A 23,124-nucleotide genomic window follows, 5' to 3' on the forward strand; every position below is an offset into this window, starting at 1 on the left:
GCGTGAGGATCGAACGGGCCAGATGCGGCTCGTCGCCTATGTGGTGTACGCGCCGGAAGCGGGAGCCCAGCACGAAGCGGGAGCCCAGGAGGAAGATCAAGGCGCGCTTGCCGGCGCCTTGCGCGCGCATCTTGGGCGCGCGGCTGCCCGACTACATGGTGCCGGCGGCCTTCGTGCGGCTAGCGGCGCTGCCGCTGACGGCCAACGGCAAGCTCGACCGCAAGGAGCTGCCTGTTCCCGACGACGATGCCTATGCGCGGGCCGCCCATGCGGCGCCGCAAGGCGAGATCGAGACGGCGCTGGCCGGCATCTGGGCCGAGCTTCTGGGGCTGGAGCGGGTCGGCCGTCACGACCACTTCTTCGAGCTCGGCGGTCATTCGCTGCTGGCGGTGCAGCTGTTGAGCCGGCTGTCGCGGGCTGTTGGCGTGGACGTGCCGCTGACGACGCTGTTCGCCAGGCCGGTGCTTGCCGATCTGGCGGCAAGCATTGTCGAGGTGTTGAGCCGCTCTGGCCCGCACGAGCTGCCGGCGATCATGGCGGTGTCGCGCGAGCAGCCGCTCGTGCTGTCGTTCGCACAGCAGCGGCTGTGGTTCTTGGCGCAGCTGGATGAGGCCAGCACCAACTACCACATACCGCTGGCCTTGCGGCTTACGGGTCGGCTCGAGCGGGCCGCATGGCAACTGAGCCTTGACCGTCTGTTTGCGCGTCATGAGGCGTTGCGCAATGTCTTTGTCGCGCCGCAAGGCAAGCCCCGGGTCGAGGTCCTGCCGCCGGATGCGGGTCTGCCGCTGGTCGAGCACGATCTATCCGGCCGGCCGGATGCCGAGACCGCACTTTTGGATCTGTGCCGTGAAGAGGCGGACACGCCGTTTGATCTGTCGCGCGGGCCGCTGATCCGCGCTCGTCTGATCCGGCTGTCGGATGAGGAGCACGTCTTTCTGCTGACGCAGCATCACATCGTCTCGGACGGCTGGTCGATGGGCGTCCTGGTGCGTGAACTGAGCAGCCTTTACCGGGCGTTCGTGGCTGGGCAGGACGATCCTTTGCCGCCGCTTGCGATCCAGTATGGAGACTATGCCGCCTGGCAACGGCAGTGGCTGTCGGGGGAGCGGCTGCACAGCCAGGCGCAGTACTGGCGCGACACCCTGTCGGGCGCTCCGGCCTGTCTTGGCTTGCCGACGGACCGTCCGCGGCCGGCGCAGCAGTCGTTTGCCGGGGCCGGTGTGCCGGTCGTCATCGATGCGGCTCTGACGCGGGGGCTGAAGCGGCTGGCCCGGCAGCATGGCACGACGGTGTTCATGGCGGTGCTGGCGGCCTGGGCGGCGGTGCTCTCGCGTCTGTCGGGGCAGGACGACGTTGTGATCGGTGTGCCGAGCGCCAATCGCGGCCGGCGCGAGGTGGAGGAGCTGATCGGCTTCTTCGTCAACACGCTCGCGCTTCGCCTGGACCTGTCGGGCGCGCCGAGCGTGGCCGAGCTTTTGGAGCGCACGCGGCGCACGGCGCTGGCCGCGCAGGAGCATCAGGACCTGCCGTTCGAGCAGGTGGTTGAGATCGTCAAGCCGCCGCGCGCGCTCGATCACACGCCGTTGTTCCAGGCGATGCTGGCCTGGCAGAACGAGGCCGTCGAGACGCTCGATCTGCCAGGGCTGAGCGTGGAGGCAACCGGCAATGGCTTCGCTCAGGTCAGGTTCGACCTGGAGCTGAGCCTTGGCGAGTGCGGCGAGGAGATTGCCGGATCGCTGCACTATGCCACGGCGCTGTTCGATCAAGCGACGATCGGGCGGCAGCGCGGTTATCTTTTGGCCTTGCTGCGGGCGATGGTTGCCGATGCCGGGCAGCCGGTCGGCCGCATCGAGCTTTTGTCGGCCGCCGAGCGCGGCTATCTCCTGGAGGAGCTGAACCGGACGGCGGCGGACTATCCTTCGCAGCTGTGCATCCACGAGCTGTTCGAGGCGCAGGTGCGCCAGGCACCGGACAGGGTGGCGGTGGTGCATGAGGCTGAGGAGCTGGGCTATGGCGAGCTCAATCGGCGCGCCAACCGCCTGGCGCATCATCTGATCGGCCTTGGGGTGAAGCCGGACCAGCCGGTGGCGATCTGCCTGGAGCGCAGCCCGGCCATGGTGGTTGGGATTCTGGCGATCCTGAAGGCGGGCGGCGCCTATGTGCCGCTCGACCCGGCCTATCCCAGCGCGCGGCTCAACCAGGTGCTTGAGGATGCCGCACCCCGGCTGCTGCTTTGCGATGCGGCGGGGCGCCAGGCCCTCGGCGCGGATGCTCTTGGTCAGGTGAGCGTGGTCGACCTCGACACCGCCACGCCGGGCTGGGCCGGGCGGCCATCGTCGGATCCCGACCCGCGCGCGCTGGGACTCACCGCGCGCCATCTTGCCTACATCATCTACACCTCAGGCTCCACCGGTACGCCCAAGGGCGTCATGGTCGAGCATGCGCAGATTGCCCGTTTGTTCGAGGCGACCCAGGATTGGTATGGCTTCACCGAACACGACGTATGGTGCCTGTTCCATTCCTTCTCGTTCGACTTCTCAGTGTGGGAGCTGTGGGGTGCGCTGCGCTACGGCGGGCGTTTGATACTCGTGCCGGTCGATACCGCTCGCTGTGCTCCTGACTTCCATGATCTAATCTGCAAGTCGGGCGTGACGGTTCTGAACCAGACCCCCTCGGCGTTCAGAACGTTCATCGATGCGGACTGCCAGAGCAGTGTTCGCAACCGTCTTCGATATGTGATTTTTGGCGGGGAGGCCCTGGAGCCGCCGATTCTGAGGGCTTGGTATGCAAAGTATCCAGATTCCACCCCGCAACTGATCAACATGTACGGCATCACGGAAATTACCGTGCATGCAACCTATCGACCTCTTGGCGAGCCCGACACTTCCGTGTCGGGAAGTCCGATTGGTGCGCGCATCCCCGATCTTCGGGTGTATCTGCTGGCCGGTGATGGCGCGCCGGTGCCGTTCGGGGCGGTTGGCGAGCTCCATATCGGCGGGGCAGGGGTGGCGCGCGGCTACCTGAACCGTGCCGGGCTGACGGCGGAGCGGTTTTTGGCCGATCCGTTCAGTGATGAGGCAGGCGCGCGGATGTACCGGACCGGGGATCTTGCGCGCTACCTTGCGGACGGCAATCTGGAGTTCCTGGGCCGCAATGACGACCAGGTGAAGATCCGCGGCTTCCGCATCGAGCCGGGCGAGATCGCGGCGCGCCTTGTCGAGCACGAGCGGGTGCGCGATGCGGTGGTGGTGGCGCGTGAGGATCGAACGGGCCAGATGCGGCTCGTCGCCTATGTGGTGTACGCGCCGGAAGCGGGAGCCCAGCACGAAGCGGGAGCCCAGGAGGAAGATCAAGGCGCGCTTGCCGGCGCCTTGCGCGCGCATCTTGGCGCGCGGCTGCCCGACTACATGGTGCCGGCGGCCTTCGTGCGGCTAGCGGCGCTGCCGCTGACGGCCAACGGCAAGCTCGACCGCAAGGAGCTGCCTGTTCCCGACGACGATGCCTATGCGCGGGCCGCCCATGCGGCGCCGCAAGGCGAGATCGAGACGGCGCTGGCCGGCATCTGGGCCGAGCTTCTGGGGCTGGAGCGGGTCGGCCGTCACGACCACTTCTTCGAGCTCGGCGGTCATTCGCTGCTGGCGGTGCAGCTGATGGAGCGGCTGCGGCGGCTGTCGCTTGGGGTGGAGGTGCGCACCCTGTTCGCCAGGCCGGTGCTCTGCGATCTGGCCGCAAGCCTTGGAAGCCATCGCGAGGTGGCGGTGCCGGCCAACCTGATCGACGAGCACAGCACGTCGATCAGCCCGCAGATGCTGCCGCTGATCGAGCTGACGCAGGAAGAGATCGACCGGGTCGTCGCCACGGTGCCGGGCGGGGTCGCCAACATCCAGGACATCTATGGCCTGTCGCCGCTGCAGGAAGGCATCCTGTTCCATCATCTGTTGGCCGGGCGGGGCGATCCGTATCTGCTGGTGTCGCAAATGGCCTTTGCCGATCGCGAGCTGTTGGAGCGCTATCTTGGTGCGGTCCAGCAGGTGGTGGACCGTCACGACATGCTGCGCACGGCCTTTGTCTGGGAGGGGCTCTCGAGCCCGGCCCAGGTGGTGTGGCGTCGTGCGCGGCTGGAGATCAGCGAGCTCGAGCTGGATGAAGATGACGGCCCCGCTCATGAGCAACTGAAGCGCCGGTTCGACCCGCGTCACTATCGCATCAGCCTTGGGCGGGCACCCTTGTTGCAGTTTGTGATCGCGCGCGAGCCGGGCACGGGGCGCTGGCTGCTGCTGGAGCTGCAGCACCATTTGATCGGGGATCACACGACGCTGGACGTGATGCATGCCGAGGTGCGGGCGGTGCTGGAGGAGCGCACGCATGAGCTTGGCGCGCCGCAGCCGTTCCGCAATCTGGTGGCGCAGGCGCGGCTGGGGGTCGATGCCAAGGCGCATGAAGAGTTCTTCCGGGCGATGCTGGCCGACATCGACGAGCCGGTCCTGCCGTTCGGGTTGAGCGAGGTCCATGGCGACGGCAGCGGGATTGGCGAGGCGCATCGGAGGCTGCCGCAGGCGCTCAACGATCGGCTGCGGGCCCAGGCGCGGCGGCTGGGGGTGAGCCTGGCCAGTCTGTGCCATCTGGCCTGGGGGCAGGTGGTGGCGCGCAGCAGCGGGCGCGAGCAGGTGGTGTTCGGCACGGTGCTGTTCGGGCGCATGCATGCCGGTGCCGGCGCCGACCGTGCGCTCGGGCTGTTCATCAACACCTTGCCTGTGCGGCTCGACCTCGACGGCACCGGGGTCGAGGCGAGCGTGCGGGCCACGCATGCGCGGCTTTCCGAGCTGCTCGCGCATGAGCATGCCTCGCTGGCGCTGGCGCAACGCTGCAGCGGCGTCGCAGCACCCGCGCCGCTGTTCGGCGCGCTGCTGAACTACCGTCACAACGCGCCGGCGGCCATGGCCGGCTCCGGGACGGATGATGGTCTGTCCGGCATTGAATGGCTGGGTGGGGAGGAGCGCACCAACTATCCGCTGAGCCTGTCGGTTGAAGATTTTGGCCAGGCGCTCGCCCTCACCGCACAGGTGGCGGAGCCTGTCTCTGCGGACCGGGTCTGCGGCTACATGCAGCGGGCGCTCGAAGAGCTGACCGAGGCGCTGGAGCGGGCGCCGAACACGCCGGTGCGGGAGCTCGACATCCTGCCGGCCGCCGAGCGCGGCTATCTCCTGGAGGAGCTGAACCGGACGGCGGCGGACTATCCTTCGCAGCTGTGCATCCACGAGCTGTTCGAGGCGCAGGTGCGCCAGGCACCGGACAGGGTGGCGGTGGTGCATGAGGCTGAGGAGCTGGGCTATGGCGAGCTCAATCGGCGCGCCAACCGCCTGGCGCATCATCTGATCGGCCTTGGGGTGAAGCCGGACCAGCCGGTGGCGATCTGCCTGGAGCGCAGCCCGGCCATGGTGGTTGGGATTCTGGCGATCCTGAAGGCGGGCGGCGCCTATGTGCCGCTCGACCCGGCCTATCCCAGCGCGCGGCTCAACCAGGTGCTTGAGGATGCCGCACCCCGGCTGCTGCTTTGCGATGCGGCGGGGCGCCAGGCCCTCGGCGCGGATGCTCTTGGTCAGGTGAGCGTGGTCGACCTCGACACCGCCACGCCGGGCTGGGCCGGGCGGCCATCGTCGGATCCCGACCCGCGCGCGCTGGGGCTCACCGCGCGCCATCTTGCCTACATCATCTACACCTCAGGCTCCACCGGCACGCCCAAGGGCGTCATGGTCGAGCATGCGCAGATTGCCCGTTTGTTCGAGGCGACCCAGGATTGGTATGGCTTCACCGAACACGACGTATGGTGCCTGTTCCATTCCTTCTCGTTCGACTTCTCAGTGTGGGAGCTGTGGGGTGCGCTGCGCTACGGCGGGCGTTTGATACTCGTGCCGGTCGATACCGCTCGCTGTGCTCCTGACTTCCATGATCTAATCTGCAAGTCGGGCGTGACGGTTCTGAACCAGACCCCCTCGGCGTTCAGAACGTTCATCGATGCGGACTGCCAGAGCAGTGTTCGCAACCGTCTTCGATATGTGATTTTTGGCGGGGAGGCCCTGGAGCCGCCGATTCTGAGGGCTTGGTATGCAAAGTATCCAGATTCCACCCCGCAACTGATCAACATGTACGGCATCACGGAAATTACCGTGCATGCAACCTATCGACCTCTTGGCGAGCCCGACACTTCCGTGTCGGGAAGTCCGATTGGTGCGCGCATCCCCGATCTTCGGGTGTATCTGCTGGCCGGTGATGGCGCGCCGGTGCCGTTCGGGGCGGTTGGCGAGCTCCATATCGGCGGGGCAGGGGTGGCGCGCGGCTACCTGAACCGTGCCGGGCTGACGGCGGAGCGGTTTTTGGCCGATCCGTTCAGTGATGAGGCAGGCGCGCGGATGTACCGGACCGGGGATCTTGCGCGCTACCTTGCGGACGGCAATCTGGAGTTCCTGGGCCGCAATGACGACCAGGTGAAGATCCGCGGCTTCCGCATCGAGCCGGGCGAGATCGCGGCGCGCCTTGTCGAGCACGAGCGGGTGCGCGATGCGGTGGTGGTGGCGCGTGAGGATCGAACGGGCCAGATGCGGCTCGTCGCCTATGTGGTGTACGCGCCGGAAGCGGGAGCCCAGGAGGAAGATCAAGGCGCGCTTGCCGGCGCCTTGCGCGCGCATCTTGGCGCGCGGCTGCCCGACTACATGGTGCCGGCGGCCTTCGTGCGGCTAGCGGCGCTGCCGCTGACGGCCAACGGCAAGCTCGACCGCAAGGAGCTGCCTGTTCCCGACGACGATGCCTATGCGCGGGCCGCCCATGCGGCGCCGCAAGGCGAGATCGAGACGGCGCTGGCCGGCATCTGGGCCGAGCTTCTGGGGCTGGAGCGGGTCGGCCGTCACGACCACTTCTTCGAGCTCGGCGGTCATTCGCTGCTGGCGGTGCAGCTGTTGAGCCGGCTGTCGCGGGCTGTTGGCGTGGACGTGCCGCTGACGACGCTGTTCGCCAGGCCGGTGCTTGCCGATCTGGCGGCAAGCATTGTCGAGGTGTTGAGCCGCTCTGGCCCGCACGAGCTGCCGGCGATCATGGCGGTGTCGCGCGAGCAGCCGCTCGTGCTGTCGTTCGCACAGCAGCGGCTGTGGTTCTTGGCGCAGCTGGATGAGGCCAGCACCAACTACCACATACCGCTGGCCTTGCGGCTTACGGGTCGGCTCGAGCGGGCCGCATGGCAACTGAGCCTTGACCGTCTGTTTGCGCGTCATGAGGCGTTGCGCAATGTCTTTGTCGCGCCGCAAGGCAAGCCCCGGGTCGAGGTCCTGCCGCCGGATGCGGGTCTGCCGCTGGTCGAGCACGATCTATCCGGCCGGCCGGATGCCGAGACCGCACTTTTGGATCTGTGCCGTGAAGAGGCGGACACGCCGTTTGATCTGTCGCGCGGGCCGCTGATCCGCGCTCGTCTGATCCGGCTGTCGGATGAGGAGCACGTCTTTCTGCTGACGCAGCATCACATCGTCTCGGACGGCTGGTCGATGGGCGTCCTGGTGCGTGAACTGAGCAGCCTTTACCGGGCGTTCGTGGCTGGGCAGGACGATCCTTTGCCGCCGCTTGCGATCCAGTATGGAGACTATGCCGCCTGGCAACGGCAGTGGCTGTCGGGGGAGCGGCTGCACAGCCAGGCGCAGTACTGGCGCGACACCCTGTCGGGCGCTCCGGCCTGTCTTGGCTTGCCGACGGACCGTCCGCGGCCGGCGCAGCAGTCGTTTGCCGGGGCCGGTGTGCCGGTCGTCATCGATGCGGCTCTGACGCGGGGGCTGAAGCGGCTGGCCCGGCAGCATGGCACGACGGTGTTCATGGCGGTGCTGGCGGCCTGGGCGGCGGTGCTCTCGCGTCTGTCGGGGCAGGACGACGTTGTGATCGGTGTGCCGAGCGCCAATCGCGGCCGGCGCGAGGTGGAGGAGCTGATCGGCTTCTTCGTCAACACGCTCGCGCTTCGCCTGGACCTGTCGGGCGCGCCGAGCGTGGCCGAGCTTTTGGAGCGCACGCGGCGCACGGCGCTGGCCGCGCAGGAGCATCAGGACCTGCCGTTCGAGCAGGTGGTTGAGATCGTCAAGCCGCCGCGCGCGCTCGATCACACGCCGTTGTTCCAGGCGATGCTGGCCTGGCAGAACGAGGCCGTCGAGACGCTCGATCTGCCAGGGCTGAGCGTGGAGGCAACCGGCAATGGCTTCGCTCAGGTCAGGTTCGACCTGGAGCTGAGCCTTGGCGAGTGCGGCGAGGAGATTGCCGGATCGCTGCACTATGCCACGGCGCTGTTCGATCAAGCGACGATCGGGCGGCAGCGCGGTTATCTTTTGGCCTTGCTGCGGGCGATGGTTGCCGATGCCGGGCAGCCGGTCGGCCGCATCGAGCTTTTGTCGGCCGCCGAGCGCGGCTATCTCCTGGAGGAGCTGAACCGGACGGCGGCGGACTATCCTTCGCAGCTGTGCATCCACGAGCTGTTCGAGGCGCAGGTGCGCCAGGCACCGGACAGGGTGGCGGTGGTGCATGAGGCTGAGGAGCTGGGCTATGGCGAGCTCAATCGGCGCGCCAACCGCCTGGCGCATCATCTGATCGGCCTTGGGGTGAAGCCGGACCAGCCGGTGGCGATCTGCCTGGAGCGCAGCCCGGCCATGGTGGTTGGGATTCTGGCGATCCTGAAGGCGGGCGGCGCCTATGTGCCGCTCGACCCGGCCTATCCCAGCGCGCGGCTCAACCAGGTGCTTGAGGATGCCGCACCCCGGCTGCTGCTTTGCGATGCGGCGGGGCGCCAGGCCCTCGGCGCGGATGCTCTTGGTCAGGTGAGCGTGGTCGACCTCGACACCGCCACGCCGGGCTGGGCCGGGCGGCCATCGTCGGATCCCGACCCGCGCGCGCTGGGGCTCACCGCGCGCCATCTTGCCTACATCATCTACACCTCAGGCTCCACCGGCACGCCCAAGGGCGTCATGGTCGAGCATCAAAGCCTGGTCAACCTTACAGCATGGCATGTGCAAACGTTCTGTCCGCAACCAGAAACCTGCTGCACACTCACGGCCGGATTAGCATCCGATGCCAGCGCTTGGGAGCTATGGTCTGCCTTATACAATCGTAGCACCTTGCTGCTCCCACCCAGAGCGGCAGCGGGAGATTCCTCGCGTCTGTTGCAATGGTGGCGTGATCAATCGTTGGAGACTGCCTTCTTAGTTACGCCGCTGGCTACAACCGCGCTGGAAGACAAGCTGGTAAATCTCACGTTGGAGTACTTGCTGATCGGCGGTGATCGTCTCCAGCGCGTGCCTTCCCTGCTACCGTCGCCTCTCAAGCTAATAAACAACTATGGCCCTACTGAAGTTACCGTCGTGGCGACCTCGGGACGGATCTTCAGTGACAACGTTGTGCCACATATCGGCCGTCCGGTCGCGAACACGCGGGTGTATCTGCTGGCCGGTGATGGCGCGCCGGTGCCGTTCGGGGCGGTTGGCGAGCTCCATATCGGCGGGGCAGGGGTGGCGCGCGGCTACCTGAACCGTGCCGGGCTGACGGCGGAGCGGTTTTTGGCCGATCCGTTCAGTGATGAGGCAGGCGCGCGGATGTACCGGACCGGGGATCTTGCGCGCTACCTTGCGGACGGCAATCTGGAGTTCCTGGGCCGCAATGACGACCAGGTGAAGATCCGCGGCTTCCGCATCGAGCCGGGCGAGATCGCGGCGCGCCTTGTCGAGCACGAGCGGGTGCGCGATGCGGTGGTGGTGGCGCGTGAGGATCGAACGGGCCAGATGCGGCTCGTCGCCTATGTGGTGTACGCGCCGGAAGCGGGAGCCCAGGAGGAAGATCAAGGCGCGCTTGCCGGCGCCTTGCGCGCGCATCTTGGCGCGCGGCTGCCCGACTACATGGTGCCGGCGGCCTTCGTGCGGCTAGCGGCGCTGCCGCTGACGGCCAACGGCAAGCTCGACCGCAAGGAGCTGCCTGTTCCCGACGACGATGCCTATGCGCGGGCCGCCCATGCGGCGCCGCAAGGCGAGATCGAGACGGCGCTGGCCGGCATCTGGGCCGAGCTTCTGGGGCTGGAGCGGGTCGGCCGTCACGACCACTTCTTCGAGCTCGGCGGTCATTCGCTGCTGGCGGTGCAGCTGATGGAGCGGCTGCGGCGGCTGTCGCTTGGGGTGGAGGTGCGCACCCTGTTCGCCAGGCCGGTGCTCTGCGATCTGGCCGCAAGCCTTGGAAGCCATCGCGAGGTGGCGGTGCCGGCCAACCTGATCGACGAGCACAGCACGTCGATCAGCCCGCAGATGCTGCCGCTGATCGAGCTGACGCAGGAAGAGATCGACCGGGTCGTCGCCACGGTGCCGGGCGGGGTCGCCAACATCCAGGACATCTATGGCCTGTCGCCGCTGCAGGAAGGCATCCTGTTCCATCATCTGTTGGCCGGGCGGGGCGATCCGTATCTGCTGGTGTCGCAGATGGCCTTTGCCGATCGCGAGCTGTTGGAGCGCTATCTTGGTGCGGTCCAGCAGGTGGTGGACCGTCACGACATGCTGCGCACGGCCTTTGTCTGGGAGGGGCTCTCGAGCCCGGCCCAGGTGGTGTGGCGTCGTGCGCGGCTGGAGATCAGCGAGCTCGAGCTGGATGAAGATGACGGCCCCGCTCATGAGCAACTGAAGCGCCGGTTCGACCCGCGTCACTATCGCATCAGCCTTGGGCGGGCACCCTTGTTGCAGTTTGTGATCGCGCGCGAGCCGGGCACGGGGCGCTGGCTGCTGCTGGAGCTGCAGCACCATTTGATCGGGGATCACACGACGCTGGACGTGATGCATGCCGAGGTGCGGGCGGTGCTGGAGGAGCGCACGCATGAGCTTGGCGCGCCGCAGCCGTTCCGCAATCTGGTGGCGCAGGCGCGGCTGGGGGTCGATGCCAAGGCGCATGAAGAGTTCTTCCGGGCGATGCTGGCCGACATCGACGAGCCGGTCCTGCCGTTCGGGTTGAGCGAGGTCCATGGCGACGGCAGCGGGATTGGCGAGGCGCATCGGAGGCTGCCGCAGGCGCTCAACGATCGGCTGCGGGCCCAGGCGCGGCGGCTGGGGGTGAGCCTGGCCAGTCTGTGCCATCTGGCCTGGGGGCAGGTGGTGGCGCGCAGCAGCGGGCACGAGCAGGTGGTGTTCGGCACGGTGCTGTTCGGGCGCATGCATGCCGGTGCCGGCGCCGACCGTGCGCTCGGGCTGTTCATCAACACCTTGCCTGTGCGGCTCGACCTCGACGGCACCGGGGTCGAGGCGAGCGTGCGGGCCACGCATGCGCGGCTTTCCGAGCTGCTCGCGCATGAGCATGCCTCGCTGGCGCTGGCGCAACGCTGCAGCGGCGTCGCAGCACCCGCGCCGCTGTTCGGCGCGCTGCTGAACTACCGTCACAACGCGCCGGCGGCCATGGCCGGCTCCGGGACGGATGATGGTCTGTCCGGCATTGAATGGCTGGGTGGGGAGGAGCGCACCAACTATCCGCTGAGCCTGTCGGTTGAAGATTTTGGCCAGGCGCTCGCCCTCACCGCACAGGTGGCGGAGCCTGTCTCTGCGGACCGGGTCTGCGGCTACATGCAGCGGGCGCTCGAAGAGCTGACCGAGGCGCTGGAGCGGGCGCCGAACACGCCGGTGCGGGAGCTCGACATCCTGCCGGCCGCCGAGCGCGGCTATCTCCTGGAGGAGCTGAACCGGACGGCGGCGGACTATCCTTCGCAGCTGTGCATCCACGAGCTGTTCGAGGCGCAGGTGCGCCAGGCACCGGACAGGGTGGCGGTGGTGCATGAGGCTGAGGAGCTGGGCTATGGCGAGCTCAATCGGCGCGCCAACCGCCTGGCGCATCATCTGATCGGCCTTGGGGTGAAGCCGGACCAGCCGGTGGCGATCTGCCTGGAGCGCAGCCCGGCCATGGTGGTTGGGATTCTGGCGATCCTGAAGGCGGGCGGCGCCTATGTGCCGCTCGACTCGGCCTATCCCAGCGCGCGGCTCAACCAGGTGCTTGAGGATGCCGCACCCCGGCTGCTGCTTTGCGATGCGGCGGGGCGCCAGGCCCTCGGCGCGGATGCTCTTGGTCAGGTGAGCGTGGTCGACCTCGACACCGCCACGCCGGGCTGGGCCGGGCGGCCATCGTCGGATCCCGACCCGCGCGCGCTGGGGCTCACCGCGCGCCATCTTGCCTACATCATCTACACCTCAGGCTCCACCGGCACGCCCAAGGGCGTCATGGTCGAGCATCAAAGCACCGTGAACCTGCTGGGTTGGAACAGCGACGTGTTTGCGCAATCGGAGACCAGCCGCATGCTGTTCTCCACCTCGATCAGCTTCGATCTGTCTGTCTACGAGTGCTTCGGTGCGCTCTCGCAAGGCGGCACGCTCTATCTCGTTGAGAATGCCCTGGCACTGGCGCAGGCGCCTTTGGACGTCTCGCTGATCAATACAGTACCCTCTGCCATCACCGCTCTGCTCGACGAGGAAGCAGTCCCCGCCTCGGCAAGCGTCATCAATTTGGCGGGCGAACCGCTGAGCGCAGGTCTGATCGAAAGAGTCTTCGAGAACACGCGCGTCCAAAAGATTTGCAATCTGTACGCTCCTTCGGAGACCACGACGTATTCGACCTGGGTTTGCATGCCCAGGGGAGACACGGTCGTTGAGACGATCGGCCGTCCGGTCGCGAACACGCGGGTGTATCTGCTGGCCGGTGATGGCGCGCCGGTGCCGTTCGGGGCGGTTGGCGAGCTCCATATCGGCGGGGCAGGGGTGGCGCGCGGCTACCTGAACCGTGCCGGGCTGACGGCGGAGCGGTTTTTGGCCGATCCGTTCAGTGATGAGGCAGGCGCGCGGATGTACCGGACCGGGGATCTTGCGCGCTACCTTGCGGACGGCAATCTGGAGTTCCTGGGCCGCAATGACGACCAGGTGAAGATCCGCGGCTTCCGCATCGAGCCGGGCGAGATCGCGGCGCGCCTTGTCGAGCACGAGCGGGTGCGCGATGCGGTGGTGGTGGCGCGTGAGGATCGAACGGGCCAGATGCGGCTCGTCGCCTATGTGGTGTACGCGCCGGAAGCGGGAGCCCAGCACGAAGCGGGAGCCCAGGAGGAAGATCAAGGCGCGCTTGCCGGCGCCTTGCGCGCGCATCTTGGCGCGCGGCTGCCCGACTACATGGTGCCGGCGGCCTTCGTGCGGCTAGCGGCGCTGCCGCTGACGGCCAACGGCAAGCTCGACCGCAAGGAGCTGCCTGTTCCCGACGACGATGCCTATGCGCGGGCCGCCCATGCGGCGCCGCAAGGCGAGATCGAGACGGCGCTGGCCGGCATCTGGGCCGAGCTTCTGGGGCTGGAGCGGGTCGGCCGTCACGACCACTTCTTCGAGCTCGGCGGTCATTCGCTGCTGGCGGTGCAGCTGCTAAGTCGAGCCTCAAACCTTGGACTGAAGTTGAGCGCCAGCGATCTCTTCCGGACACCCATTCTGAAGGACCTAGCATCGAAGCTCAATTTGGAACCACAGCCAAGTAATCCGGGAGTGATTCCCGTCCGTACGACGGGATCGCAACCGCCGCTCTTCTTTGTTCCGACAGGGTTGGGAGACTGTTCCTACGCCGTCAAATTGGTAACCGAAATGGACATAGACTGTCCCGTCTATGCTGTGCCATGGCCGCCTTTCAATGAACTTTGCCCATCAACTCTTGAGGAAATAGCCGCGCAGGCAATCGAGGTGATCAAAGAAATCCAGCCGTCGGGGCCGTATCGCCTTGCTGGATATTCGTCAGGCGGAATCTTGGCCTACGCAATTGCGCAGCACCTATTGAGGCTAGGCGAACGTGTTTCATTCATGGGATTCATCGATGTTGCGCTACCTGCAAATGGCTCAAGCATATCACCCACCCAAATCGCCAACAAACTAGTTCTGGAAGGCCTCGAATCGTTGGATGACGAGCGCTTCGCAGAGCTTGAACGCTTCGCTGAACAAAGCTCGATTGCTCAGCTGCTTGAAAAGGCGCAGCAAATTGGAGCGATCCCTTCAAAAGGCGATCTGCGAAACGATGTGGTGATGTATGAAAAAATTGCTCGGTTTCACGGGGCGCTGCAGGGGTACCAACCTCCATCCCTGCCAGTTGGAATGCATCAGTTTTATGCCACTGAAATTCGCCCCCCTCGTGGGGCACGAGCCAAGAGTTCAATAGATCCACAAGCAACTTCGCCCATGCGGGGGTGGGACCGGGTTTTGAGTGCGGCGGCTATTCATACCGTGCCGGTTCCAGGCGACCACGTGACCATGGTGAGCATTCCAGAAAACCGCCGAGTTTTGGCACGAGCCATTTCAATGAACGTAAGCGTGATTTCTAGTGCACATGGTTTCTCGTAGGCTGAAGGGTAAGCGGCTCGGCAGGGCCGGTACCCGATTCGGGGTAGTCGTCCTTTTTGGGGATACCCCGCTTTCGCGGACAGTTCTGCAATTGAATTTTAGGCCGTTGGCTGACCTCCAGTTGAGATGATGCTGTGGGTTGTCCACGGCCGGGCGGCGGGTCGTCCGACCATGACGCTGCGCGGCGGTGGGCAACCCACAGGTGGACAATGTCGCTGTTTTTGCAGCGTGCAGCTGTTCGTAGGCGAGGGGCGAGCGATACTTCAGGCTGCTATGGATGCGGGCGGTGTTGTACCAGCCTTCGATGAATGAGAAGATCTCATGCCGGGCCTGCTCATGTGTATCGAAGTGAGTGCGCGCCAGCAGCTCGCACTCCAGGGTAGCGAAGAATGACTCGCACATGGCGTTGGAGTTCGCAGACAACTGCGCCCGTGAGTGACGTTGAAAGCCGACGTTTTCAGGTAACTCATCCGTACCATCCCCTTCATTTGCAGGAATTCGAACTGGTCCTTCACGCCCAGAACTGGCATGAGGACAGGGTTTGGTTTCACGACGCGAATGGCCGACTGCGGGCGCTGCCCGCCAGCTGGACGAGCGTCGTCGGCGAAGACCCATTCAACGTGGTCGCCGCTGGACGCGCCTTGTTTCGTGTGGAAGAACTTCTTGAACTGGGGCGTTTGATCGCGACGCTGGGGCCATGACAGCACAAGCACATGTAAAGCCAAATACGCCGGAAATGTAAATTCAATTACGCCTGACCTCGCCTTGTAGGGCGATCCAGTGTCCGAGATAGAATGCTGTTTTACCGGCAATACGTCGGCGATATTCCATAAACCGGCCTTGTATATTCAGAATTATGGTACATAATTGTATTTACAATAATTTGGCCTCCTTCCCTGGAGTTCGTGCATGGCGACAGACCGACGCAAAGAGGACAAGCACCGCGCGCTGCGGGAACCGGCGAGCCTCAATCCGCGCCCCGATGCCGTGACTCATCCGCTGTTTCGCGACGGCGACTTCTTCGACCCGCACGATCTGCTGCAGGTCAAGTACGAGATGCTGCGCGCGGTGCACATCGACAAGTGGACCATCAGCGAAGCCGCCAGGGCGTTTGGCTTCTCGCGGCCGTCGTTCTATCAGGCCCAGGCGGCATTCGAGGACGCGGGCCTGGGCGGCTTGATCCCCCACAAGACGGGCCCGCGCAGCGGCCACAAACTGACACCGGCGGTGATGGAGTGTTTTTGATTCGGGCGCGGGTTGCCGAGCCGGCTGTGCGAGCGGAGCGACTGGCGAGTCTGGTGCACCAGAACTTCGGCGTACAGGTTCATCCGCGCAGTATTGAGCGACAGTTTTTGCGCCAAAAAAAACCGTAACGAAGCCGTCCGTGTCATTGCCGGACTGTGCGCTGTGCAATGACGGACTGATCTCCCGTTATGAAGAGCTGAGACAACAGGCACTTGGATTGCCGTGCGAGATTCCTCGCGGTCAGGGCCTCGTGCTGTTGATGCGCAGCGGCATGAGAGCGTGGATGCAGGCATGGGCCCAATGCGCGACCACGGTTGTACGGCGGCAGCCGCCGCCTGGTGAGGCAGGGATCGTCCCCTTCACGCTGCATCAGGAGGCGACGATGATTCTGGCTTCAATGCTTTTATATGGGCGTCAGGAGGCAGCAGCATGAAGAGCGATCCTCACCAGAAGGTCCAGGCGAGCCATCTGAAGCGCAACGCCTATCTGTATATCCGCCAATCCACATTGCGCCAGGTGTTCGAGAACACCGAGAGCACCAAGCGCCAATACGCGCTGCGCCAACGGGCCGTCGCCCTGGGGTGGTCCGAGGACCGCATTATTGTGATCGATAGCGACCTCGGCCAGTCGGGCGCTTCGTCGGCGGACCGGGAAGGCTTCCAGCGCCTGGTCGCCGAAGTCGGCGTGGGGCATGCCGGCATCGTGCTTGGACTGGAAGTATCGCGCCTGGCGCGCAACTCTACCGACTGGCACCGGTTACTCGAGATCTGCGCAATCACCGACACTTTGATCCTTGATGAGGATGGCGTATACGATCCTGCCCATTTCAACGACCGGCTATTACTGGGGCTGAAGGGCACCATGAGCGAGGCCGAATTGCATGTGCTGCGCGCACGACTGCAAGGAGGAATCCTAAGCAAGGCGAGGCGCGGTGAGTTGCAGATGCGCCTGCCCGTGGGCTTCGTGTATAACGCCGCGGGCGCGGTCGTTCTCGATCCGGACCAGCAGGTCCAGCACTGTCTGAGGTGGCTGTTCGACACCTTCCGCGGTACGGGATCGGCGATGGCCACCGCACGCGCCGCGCATCACCTCGAACTGGCGTTTCCGCGACGGTGCTGCAAAGGTCCGCACAAAGGCGAACTGCTGTGGGGCAGTCTCGGTCACAGCCAGGTGGTGCGCATTCTGCACAACCCGAGGTATGCCGGCGCGTTCGTCTATGGTCGCACTCATACGCGCAAGACTGTCGATGGACGCACGCGTGTGATTCGCAACCCGCGAGACCAGTGGGATACGCTGATTCCGGGTGCCCATGCCGGTTATCTGTCCTGGGAAGAGTACGAGCAGAACCAGAAGCGTTTGCATGAGAGCGCACAGGTGATTGGAGCCGACCGGCGCCGTGGCGCGCCGCGTGAGGGTCCAGCACTTCTTCAGGGACTCGTGGTCTGTGGTCGATGCGGGAACCGCATGACGGTCCGTTATCACAGCCGCCAGGGCGGCTTGTGTCCCGAGTACATCTGCCAACGCGAAGGCATCGAACAGGCCGAACCGGTGTGCCAGCGCATCCACGGCGCGGCCATCGATGAGGCCATTGGCGAACTGCTCGTCGAAGCGCTCAACCCGCTTGCCATTGAGGTGAGCCTGGCGGTTCAGCGCGAACTCAAGTCCCGCATCGAAGAAGCCGACCGTCTGCGCCACAAGCAGGTCGAGCGTGCCCGGTATGAAGCCGATCTGGCGCAGCGTCGCTACATGCGCGTCGACCCCGAGAACCGGCTGGTTGCCGACTCACTCGAAGCGGACTGGAACCATAAGCTTCGAGCGTTGACTGAGGCTAACGACGACTATCAGCGTCGCCGCGAACAGAACGCGCGCATCCTGACGGACGAGCAGCGCGCCGTCATCGTCTCGCTGGCGTCCAACTTCCCCCGGCTATGGCGCGATCCCGCCACGCCCGACCGGGAACGCAAACGCATGATGAGGCTGCTTCTGGAAGACGTCACCCTGAACCGCGACCAGCAGGTTACCGCACACATCCGCTTCAAGGGCGGCGCTCACCGGACCCTCAGGCTGCCGTTGCCGCTGAAATCGTGGCAACGATGGATTACCCCCGCCGCGGTGATCGAGCAGATTGACGCATTGCTCAATTGTGAATGGCGGTCGGAATCCGACATTGGATGGCGGCGTCGGACAGCCGGGCGACGCGATTGCTGTTCAGCCCGGCGACTCTGGGACGTTTCATGAGGCTCACATTCGGGTGCGTCGGAGGGAGCCCGTAGGGCGAGCGCAGACGCACCGGGGATGTTCGGTTCGGCAGGGGGATGACGCGGGAATCGGGATGCGGTAGAAGAACGACTACAACTGACCGCCGAAGAAACAGGCCCGACACCGGTCCTAACCGCCAAGTTCATTCCAGTGTCGAGCCCCACACGCGCACAACGGGGTACGGGTGCCGGGCCAGTATGGCACGGCTGATCCGCCTCGTCGATTCCGCTTCGGCATTGACGGGGACTGCCGATGCCGGCCACTGGCCGCCTCTTTCTGTGCGCCCGCTGCCGGGCGCAGGTCGTCGTGTGCCGCCGTTGCGATCGCGGCCAGATTTACTGCGGTGGCGACTGCTCACAGGCCTCGCGCCGCGCCCGCCTGCGCGAGGCTGGCCAACGCTATCAACTCAGTCGTCGTGGCCGCTTTGCACATGCCGAACGGATGCGTCGCTATCGTCAGCGCCTCAATAAAGTGACGCATCAGCGTTCCCCGACACCCGTCGCCAATGCTCTACTGCCACTGACTTCGACGACGACGGCCACCGCATCGACATCCACTGTCGCCGCGCCCGGATCGACGCCTTGCTGCTTCTGTCGCCGCATCTGTTCGGGCCTTGTACGCATCGGGCCACTGCGCCGTCGGGTCTTCCGTGATGTTCGTACTACTACTGACAGAACAGGAAACGACCCATGACCATTGGAGCTGAACTCGAGGCGCAGATCCTGCGCTATTACCACGTGGAGAAGTGGCGTTGCGGCACCATCGCGCGCCAGTTGCGCGTGCACCGCGGCACCGTCCAGCGCGTGCTGGCCCAGGCCGGCCTGCCCAGGATTGGCGCCGTGCAGCGAGCCTCACAGATCGATGCTTACCTGCCGTTCATCCACGAGACGCTAAAGAAGTTTCCCTCGCTCACGGCCAGTCGCCTGTATGCGATGGTGTATGAGCGCGGCTACCGGGGCAGTCACCACCACTTCCGGCACCTGATCTCGCTGCACCGGCCACGCCCGGTACCTGAGGCTTACCTGCGCCTGCGCACGCTGCCCGGGGAACAGGCGCAGGTCGATTGGGCCAGCTTCGGTCACCTGCAGATCGGTCGGGCACGACGACCGCTGATGGCCTTCGTGATGGTGCTGTCGTGGTCACGGCAGATCTATCTGCGCTTCTTCCTCGATGCCCGTATGGACAGTTTCCTGGCAGGACATGCCGGCGCCTTCGAAGCATGGTCCGGGGTCCCCAGGGTTCTGCTTTACGATAACCTGCGTAGCGCCGTGCTTGAGCGTCAGGGCGATGCGATCCGCTTCCACCCGACATTGCTCGCGTTCGCCGCGCATCATCGTTATGAGCCTCGTCCGGTGGCTGTCGCACGGGGCAACGAGAAGGGGCGCGTTGAACGGGCAATCCGCTTTGTACGCGAGAGCTTCTTTGCCGCTCGCAGATTCACGGACCTCGACGATCTCAACGCCCAGGCGGCAATCTGGTGCGCGGGACCCGCTGCTGAGCGGCCCTGCCGCGAAGAACCCATGATCACCGTGCGCGAGGCCTTCGGGCGCGAACAGCCCAGCCTGCTCACGTTGCCGGAGAATCCGTACCCGTGTGAGCTGCTTCTCGCCGTGAAGGTCGGCAAGACGCCCTACGTGCGCTTCGACCTGAACGACTATACGATCCCGTATACCCATGTGCGACGCACGCTCACGGTACGAGCTGATCCCCGGCGCGTACGCATTCTCGACGGCGCCGATCTGCTCGCCACCCATGAACGCAGTTACGATCGCGGCGCGCAGATCGAGATTGCCGCACACATCGATGCGCTCGTCGCAAGGAAGCACGAGGCCCGTCACCATCGCGGTCTTGATCATCTGGCCCGGGCTGCGCCGGCCAGCCGGACCCTGATGCTGCACGCCGCTGAGCGTGGCGGCAATCTGGGCAATATCACCACGCACCTGCTGCGACTGCTCGACCGCTATGGCCCGGCCGAACTGCAGGCCGCGATCGAGGAAACCCTTGCCAGCGACGCGGCGCCTCATCCCAATCCGGTACGTCTGGCGCTTGAGCGCCGGCGCGAGGCACGGCAGGCCCCGCCGCCAGTCACCCTCATCCTGCCCGAACACGTGCGCAACAAGGACACGCTGGTGACACCACACCGGCTCGACATCTACGACCAGCTTGCGGGAGGCGCCGATGAACACGCCTGAGAACCTTCATGGGCGCGCGAACGCCCTGCGTCTGTACGGACTGCTCGCGCATTGGACCGATGTGGCCGCCGAACAGTGGGTCGCGCCGCTGTTGCAGTGGGAAGAGGATGAGCGCGCCCGCCGATCACTGGAGCGACGTATCCGCGATGCCCGCCTGGGCAACTTCAAGCCGCTGTGCGACTTCGACTGGAGCTGGCCCACGCGCTGCGACCGGCTTGCCGTTGAAGAGTTGATGTCGCTCGGGTTCGTCAGGGATACCGCCAACGTCGTGTTGATCGGCCCGAATGGTGTCGGCAAGTCAACCCTCGCGCTCAATCTCGCCTATCAGGCGCTCGTGCACGGTCACACCGCGCTGTTCACTACCGCCGGTCAGATGCTCGGCGAACTGGCCGCACTGGACAGCGATTCGGCGCTGCGTCGACGCCTGCGCCGCTATGCATCCCCTGACGTCCTGGTGATTGATGAGGTCGGTTACCTCTCGTACTCAAACCGCCACGCCGATCTGCTGTTCGAACTGGTCAGCCGCAGGTACGGATCGGCAAGTACCGTGGTCACAACCAACAGACCGTTCTCCGAATGGCACGAGGTGTTCCCGAACGCCGCCTGTGTCGTCTCGCTCGTTGACCGGCTGGTCCATCGCGCCGAAGTCATTGCCATCGAGGGCGAGTCCTACCGGGTCAAGGAAGCGCGCGAGAGGGCCGAGCAACGCGCCAGCAGACGCAGTAGCGCGCGTGCGGAGAAGAAATCATGAAGCGCCTGGCACACCTGCCTTCGGGCATCACCCGTGGGCTCGACTTCCTGATACCGGACAACTGGTCGCCGGAACAGGCGCTCGCCGTCGTCGAACTCATCGGGGATCTGCGTGCCCGGATCTGCATGCACTATGACCTCGCCCTGCATGACCTGCTGCACGAACAGCATTCCCCTCCCGAGGATCCCAATCTCAACGACATCGGCGATCCATTCTGATTGGGACCGGCCACCCCGACCGAGGCCGTCAACGGCGCTTCATTGTTGACGGTCCTGGTGAACCTTGTGCCGCCATTTATGTGCGGATTTACGCCGCCGTCAACATCAATCACCATACTGTCCTGCAGATCGCGAATATTCTGAACGAACGTAGTGCGCCCTCGGGCACGGGTAGGCCCTTCAATGCAAAAATGGTCGCGCGCCTGCAGCGCAACTACTGTCTGAAACCACGCTATGACCGGTTGCGCGAAGCGGGTCTCCTGACGCTGCAGGAGATGGCCGACGCGCTGCACGTCACGCCGACGAGCGTAAAGATATGGAACCGTCGCGGACTCATCCACGGTCACGCCTACAGCGACAAGAACGAGTGCCTGTACGACCCACCGGGCAATAATCCGCCCAGAAAGGCGATGGGCGTCAAGCTGTCCTGCCGGCGTCGCCATCCCGACGTCGTTTCTGATCGCCGCGAGGAGGTGTAGTGTGAAACGCAAGCCTTGTCAAAGCAGTCTCCCGCCGACCCCATGGACGGCCGCACTCCCGCTTCGTGGCAGTGGCGCCCGAAGGCGATTGACGTGTACTGGCAGCCCTGATCTGAATGATGAATGACCCCATCATGGCGGCGCTGTCCCCGGCGGTCGGTCAAATTCCGCCGGGTATGGTCACTTCAAATTCCCCCACCTGACGACCGTCGATTGAGCTGACGGGAGAAGTGTTGCAGGACGTCTATCTTCGTCTCCTTCGAACAAGAAGGAGTTCAGGGAGTGAACGTCTTGAAGCCGCACCTGCAAAGCACCGTATTCACACTACTCGAGCGTAACAAGAGTCAGCGCCAGATCCAGCGGCTCACGGGCATCGACCGCAAGACGATCCGTCGCTATCAGGCGATCTTCGAGTCCGAGAAGTCCGCTTCGGCAAACTCCTCCATGGTGACCACCGGCTCCGAAACGGTCGTCACGCAAACTCCTCCACCGCCGCGACCACCGGCTAGCGACGATTCCGGCAAGACCACAGCGTTCAATTTCGCCCGCTCGGCAAGCGAACCGCATCGCGAATGGATCGTAAGCGATCCATTTTCGGCGTCTAGCCGCTGGGGACAGGAGCGAGGAGCATAGGTGTCCACCTATTCGGAGGTGGACACCTATGGCTGACAAAGATCCAGAGTTAAGAGTAGTTCGACGCAGCAGCGACGGTCGCCGTCGTTACGACGATAAAGGCAAGCGTGCGCTAGTTGAGGAAGCGCTGCGTTCTGGCGTGTCGGTTGCCCGCCTGGCGCAGGAGCACGGGATCAACGCCAACCTGCTACGCAAGTGGATCACGAAGTACCTGCTGGAGCGCGAGAAAGGCATATCGCCGGCATCGCAGGATGATGCTACCGGCGAACAGGAACGTCCGCATGCCCCGGAGGAAATCGTACTGGAGGGCGCGCTCGCGGTGATTGATGGCGCGCCCATTGACATCCCGGGTTCGCGCAAACGCTCCCCACCTGTCGCCTCGCCCACGGCATTCGTGCCTGTCGTTGCAGCACCACCAGCACTGCCAACCGCACCGCCGTCGCTGTCGCCGTCACCGTCACCATCGCCATCGCCATCGCCATCGCTGACGCTCGCACTGCATGTGCGACTGTCCAACGGCGTCGAGTTTGATCTCGGCGAGGCGAGCATCGACGAACTGACCGCCGTGGTCCAGATGCTGGGGAGGATGCCGTGTTCCGGTTCGACGAAGGCCTGAAGGTCTACCTGCATCGGGAACCAGTCGACTTCCGCTATGGCATGAACAGCCTGTCGATTCTCGTGGAGCAGGCCATGCATTTGAACCCGATGGATTCCTCGCTCTATGTGTTTACCAACCGGAGATGCGATCGCATCAAGATCCTGGGCTGGCAGGGCAACGGTTTCTGGCTCATGCTCAAGAGACTCGAGGCAAACGATCGCTTCGTGTGGCCTGACAGCGCGAACCGGGTCGCGACACTGAGCGTCGAGCAGTTGCACTGGCTTATCGAGGGCATCGACATTGCCGCAGTCCAGCGACATCCCAGTCGAAATTATGCACGCGTGAGCTGAACA

The 23,124-nt window shown here is 64.9% G+C and carries 13 protein-coding genes and 2 pseudogenes; 12 read left to right on the forward strand and 3 right to left on the reverse strand.

Features of this window, described 5'->3' with window-relative positions:
* Positions 1-131 precede the first annotated feature (131 nt).
* Positions 132-14,396, forward strand: a complete 14,265-nt coding sequence (locus OKW30_RS40755; RefSeq protein ID WP_429349573.1) for an amino acid adenylation domain-containing protein — start codon at positions 132-134, stop codon at positions 14,394-14,396.
* A 222-nt stretch (positions 14,397-14,618) separates the two neighbouring features.
* Here OKW30_RS40755 and OKW30_RS40760 read toward each other — a convergent pair.
* Positions 14,619-14,813: pseudogene (locus OKW30_RS40760) on the reverse strand (IS3 family transposase); the annotation flags it as partial.
* Between the two features lie 14 nt (positions 14,814-14,827).
* Here OKW30_RS40760 and OKW30_RS40765 point away from each other — a divergent pair.
* The 4 genes from OKW30_RS40765 to OKW30_RS40780 all read left to right on the forward strand — a co-directional run bounded on the left by OKW30_RS40765 (position 14,828) and on the right by OKW30_RS40780 (position 17,879).
* Positions 14,828-15,097, forward strand: a complete 270-nt coding sequence (locus tag OKW30_RS40765) for a DUF5372 family protein (RefSeq protein WP_429349574.1) — start codon at positions 14,828-14,830, stop codon at positions 15,095-15,097.
* A gap of 208 nt (positions 15,098-15,305) precedes the next feature.
* Positions 15,306-15,641 (forward strand): helix-turn-helix domain-containing protein, encoded by a 336-nt coding sequence (locus tag OKW30_RS40770; RefSeq protein ID WP_429349575.1) that lies wholly within the window; start codon positions 15,306-15,308, stop codon positions 15,639-15,641.
* Positions 15,642-15,780: 139 nt separating this feature from the next.
* Positions 15,781-16,074 carry a hypothetical protein gene (locus tag OKW30_RS40775; protein ID WP_429349576.1) on the forward strand — a complete coding sequence of 98 codons (294 nt, stop codon included), beginning with the start codon at positions 15,781-15,783 and terminating at the stop codon, positions 16,072-16,074.
* Positions 16,071-17,879, forward strand: a complete 1,809-nt coding sequence (locus OKW30_RS40780; RefSeq protein WP_429349577.1) for a recombinase family protein — start codon at positions 16,071-16,073, stop codon at positions 17,877-17,879. The genes OKW30_RS40775 and OKW30_RS40780 overlap by 4 nt, the downstream gene beginning before the upstream one ends.
* A gap of 375 nt (positions 17,880-18,254) precedes the next feature.
* On the opposite strand, the gene OKW30_RS40785 is transcribed toward OKW30_RS40780, so the two are convergent.
* Together OKW30_RS40785 and OKW30_RS40790 are read right to left on the reverse strand one after the other, a co-directional pair.
* Complete coding sequence (locus tag OKW30_RS40785; protein WP_256211476.1) at positions 18,255-18,380, reverse strand: hypothetical protein; 126 nt, start codon at positions 18,378-18,380, stop codon at positions 18,255-18,257.
* Positions 18,380-18,523 carry a hypothetical protein gene (locus OKW30_RS40790; protein WP_176133875.1) on the reverse strand — a complete coding sequence of 48 codons (144 nt, stop codon included), beginning with the start codon at positions 18,521-18,523 and terminating at the stop codon, positions 18,380-18,382. Before OKW30_RS40790 ends, OKW30_RS40785 begins: the two co-directional genes overlap by 1 nt.
* A 66-nt stretch (positions 18,524-18,589) precedes the next feature.
* Between OKW30_RS40790 and istA the strand changes: the two genes are divergently transcribed.
* The 7 genes and pseudogenes from istA to tnpB all read left to right on the forward strand — a co-directional run bounded on the left by istA (position 18,590) and on the right by tnpB (position 23,121).
* On the forward strand, positions 18,590-20,092 hold the full coding sequence (gene istA, locus OKW30_RS40795; protein ID WP_429345680.1) for an IS21 family transposase: 1,503 nt from the start codon (positions 18,590-18,592) through the stop codon (positions 20,090-20,092).
* The gene (gene istB, locus OKW30_RS40800) at positions 20,079-20,843 is read left to right on the forward strand and encodes an IS21-like element helper ATPase IstB (protein ID WP_429345679.1); all 765 of its coding nucleotides are present in this window, start codon (positions 20,079-20,081) and stop codon (positions 20,841-20,843) included. Before istA ends, istB begins: the two co-directional genes overlap by 14 nt.
* Positions 20,840-21,061, forward strand: coding sequence for a hypothetical protein (locus OKW30_RS40805; RefSeq protein WP_429345678.1), 222 nt, complete (start codon positions 20,840-20,842; stop codon positions 21,059-21,061). Before istB ends, OKW30_RS40805 begins: the two co-directional genes overlap by 4 nt.
* Positions 21,062-21,141: 80 nt before the next feature.
* A complete protein-coding gene (locus OKW30_RS40810; protein WP_429349578.1) occupies positions 21,142-21,540 on the forward strand; it encodes a hypothetical protein in 399 nt (132 codons plus the stop codon).
* Between the two features lie 246 nt (positions 21,541-21,786).
* Positions 21,787-22,119: pseudogene (locus OKW30_RS40815) on the forward strand (IS21 family transposase); the annotation flags it as partial.
* An 82-nt stretch (positions 22,120-22,201) separates the two neighbouring features.
* Complete coding sequence (locus OKW30_RS40820) at positions 22,202-22,789, forward strand: transposase (RefSeq protein WP_429346843.1); 588 nt, start codon at positions 22,202-22,204, stop codon at positions 22,787-22,789.
* A complete protein-coding gene (gene tnpB, locus OKW30_RS40825) occupies positions 22,765-23,121 on the forward strand; it encodes an IS66 family insertion sequence element accessory protein TnpB (RefSeq protein WP_090812713.1) in 357 nt (118 codons plus the stop codon). The genes OKW30_RS40820 and tnpB overlap by 25 nt, the downstream gene beginning before the upstream one ends.
* The last annotated feature ends 3 nt before the right edge of the window (positions 23,122-23,124 follow it).

Source organism: Paraburkholderia sp. Clong3 (assembly GCF_050436485.1).
Classification (GTDB): domain Bacteria; phylum Pseudomonadota; class Gammaproteobacteria; order Burkholderiales; family Burkholderiaceae; genus Paraburkholderia; species Paraburkholderia tuberum.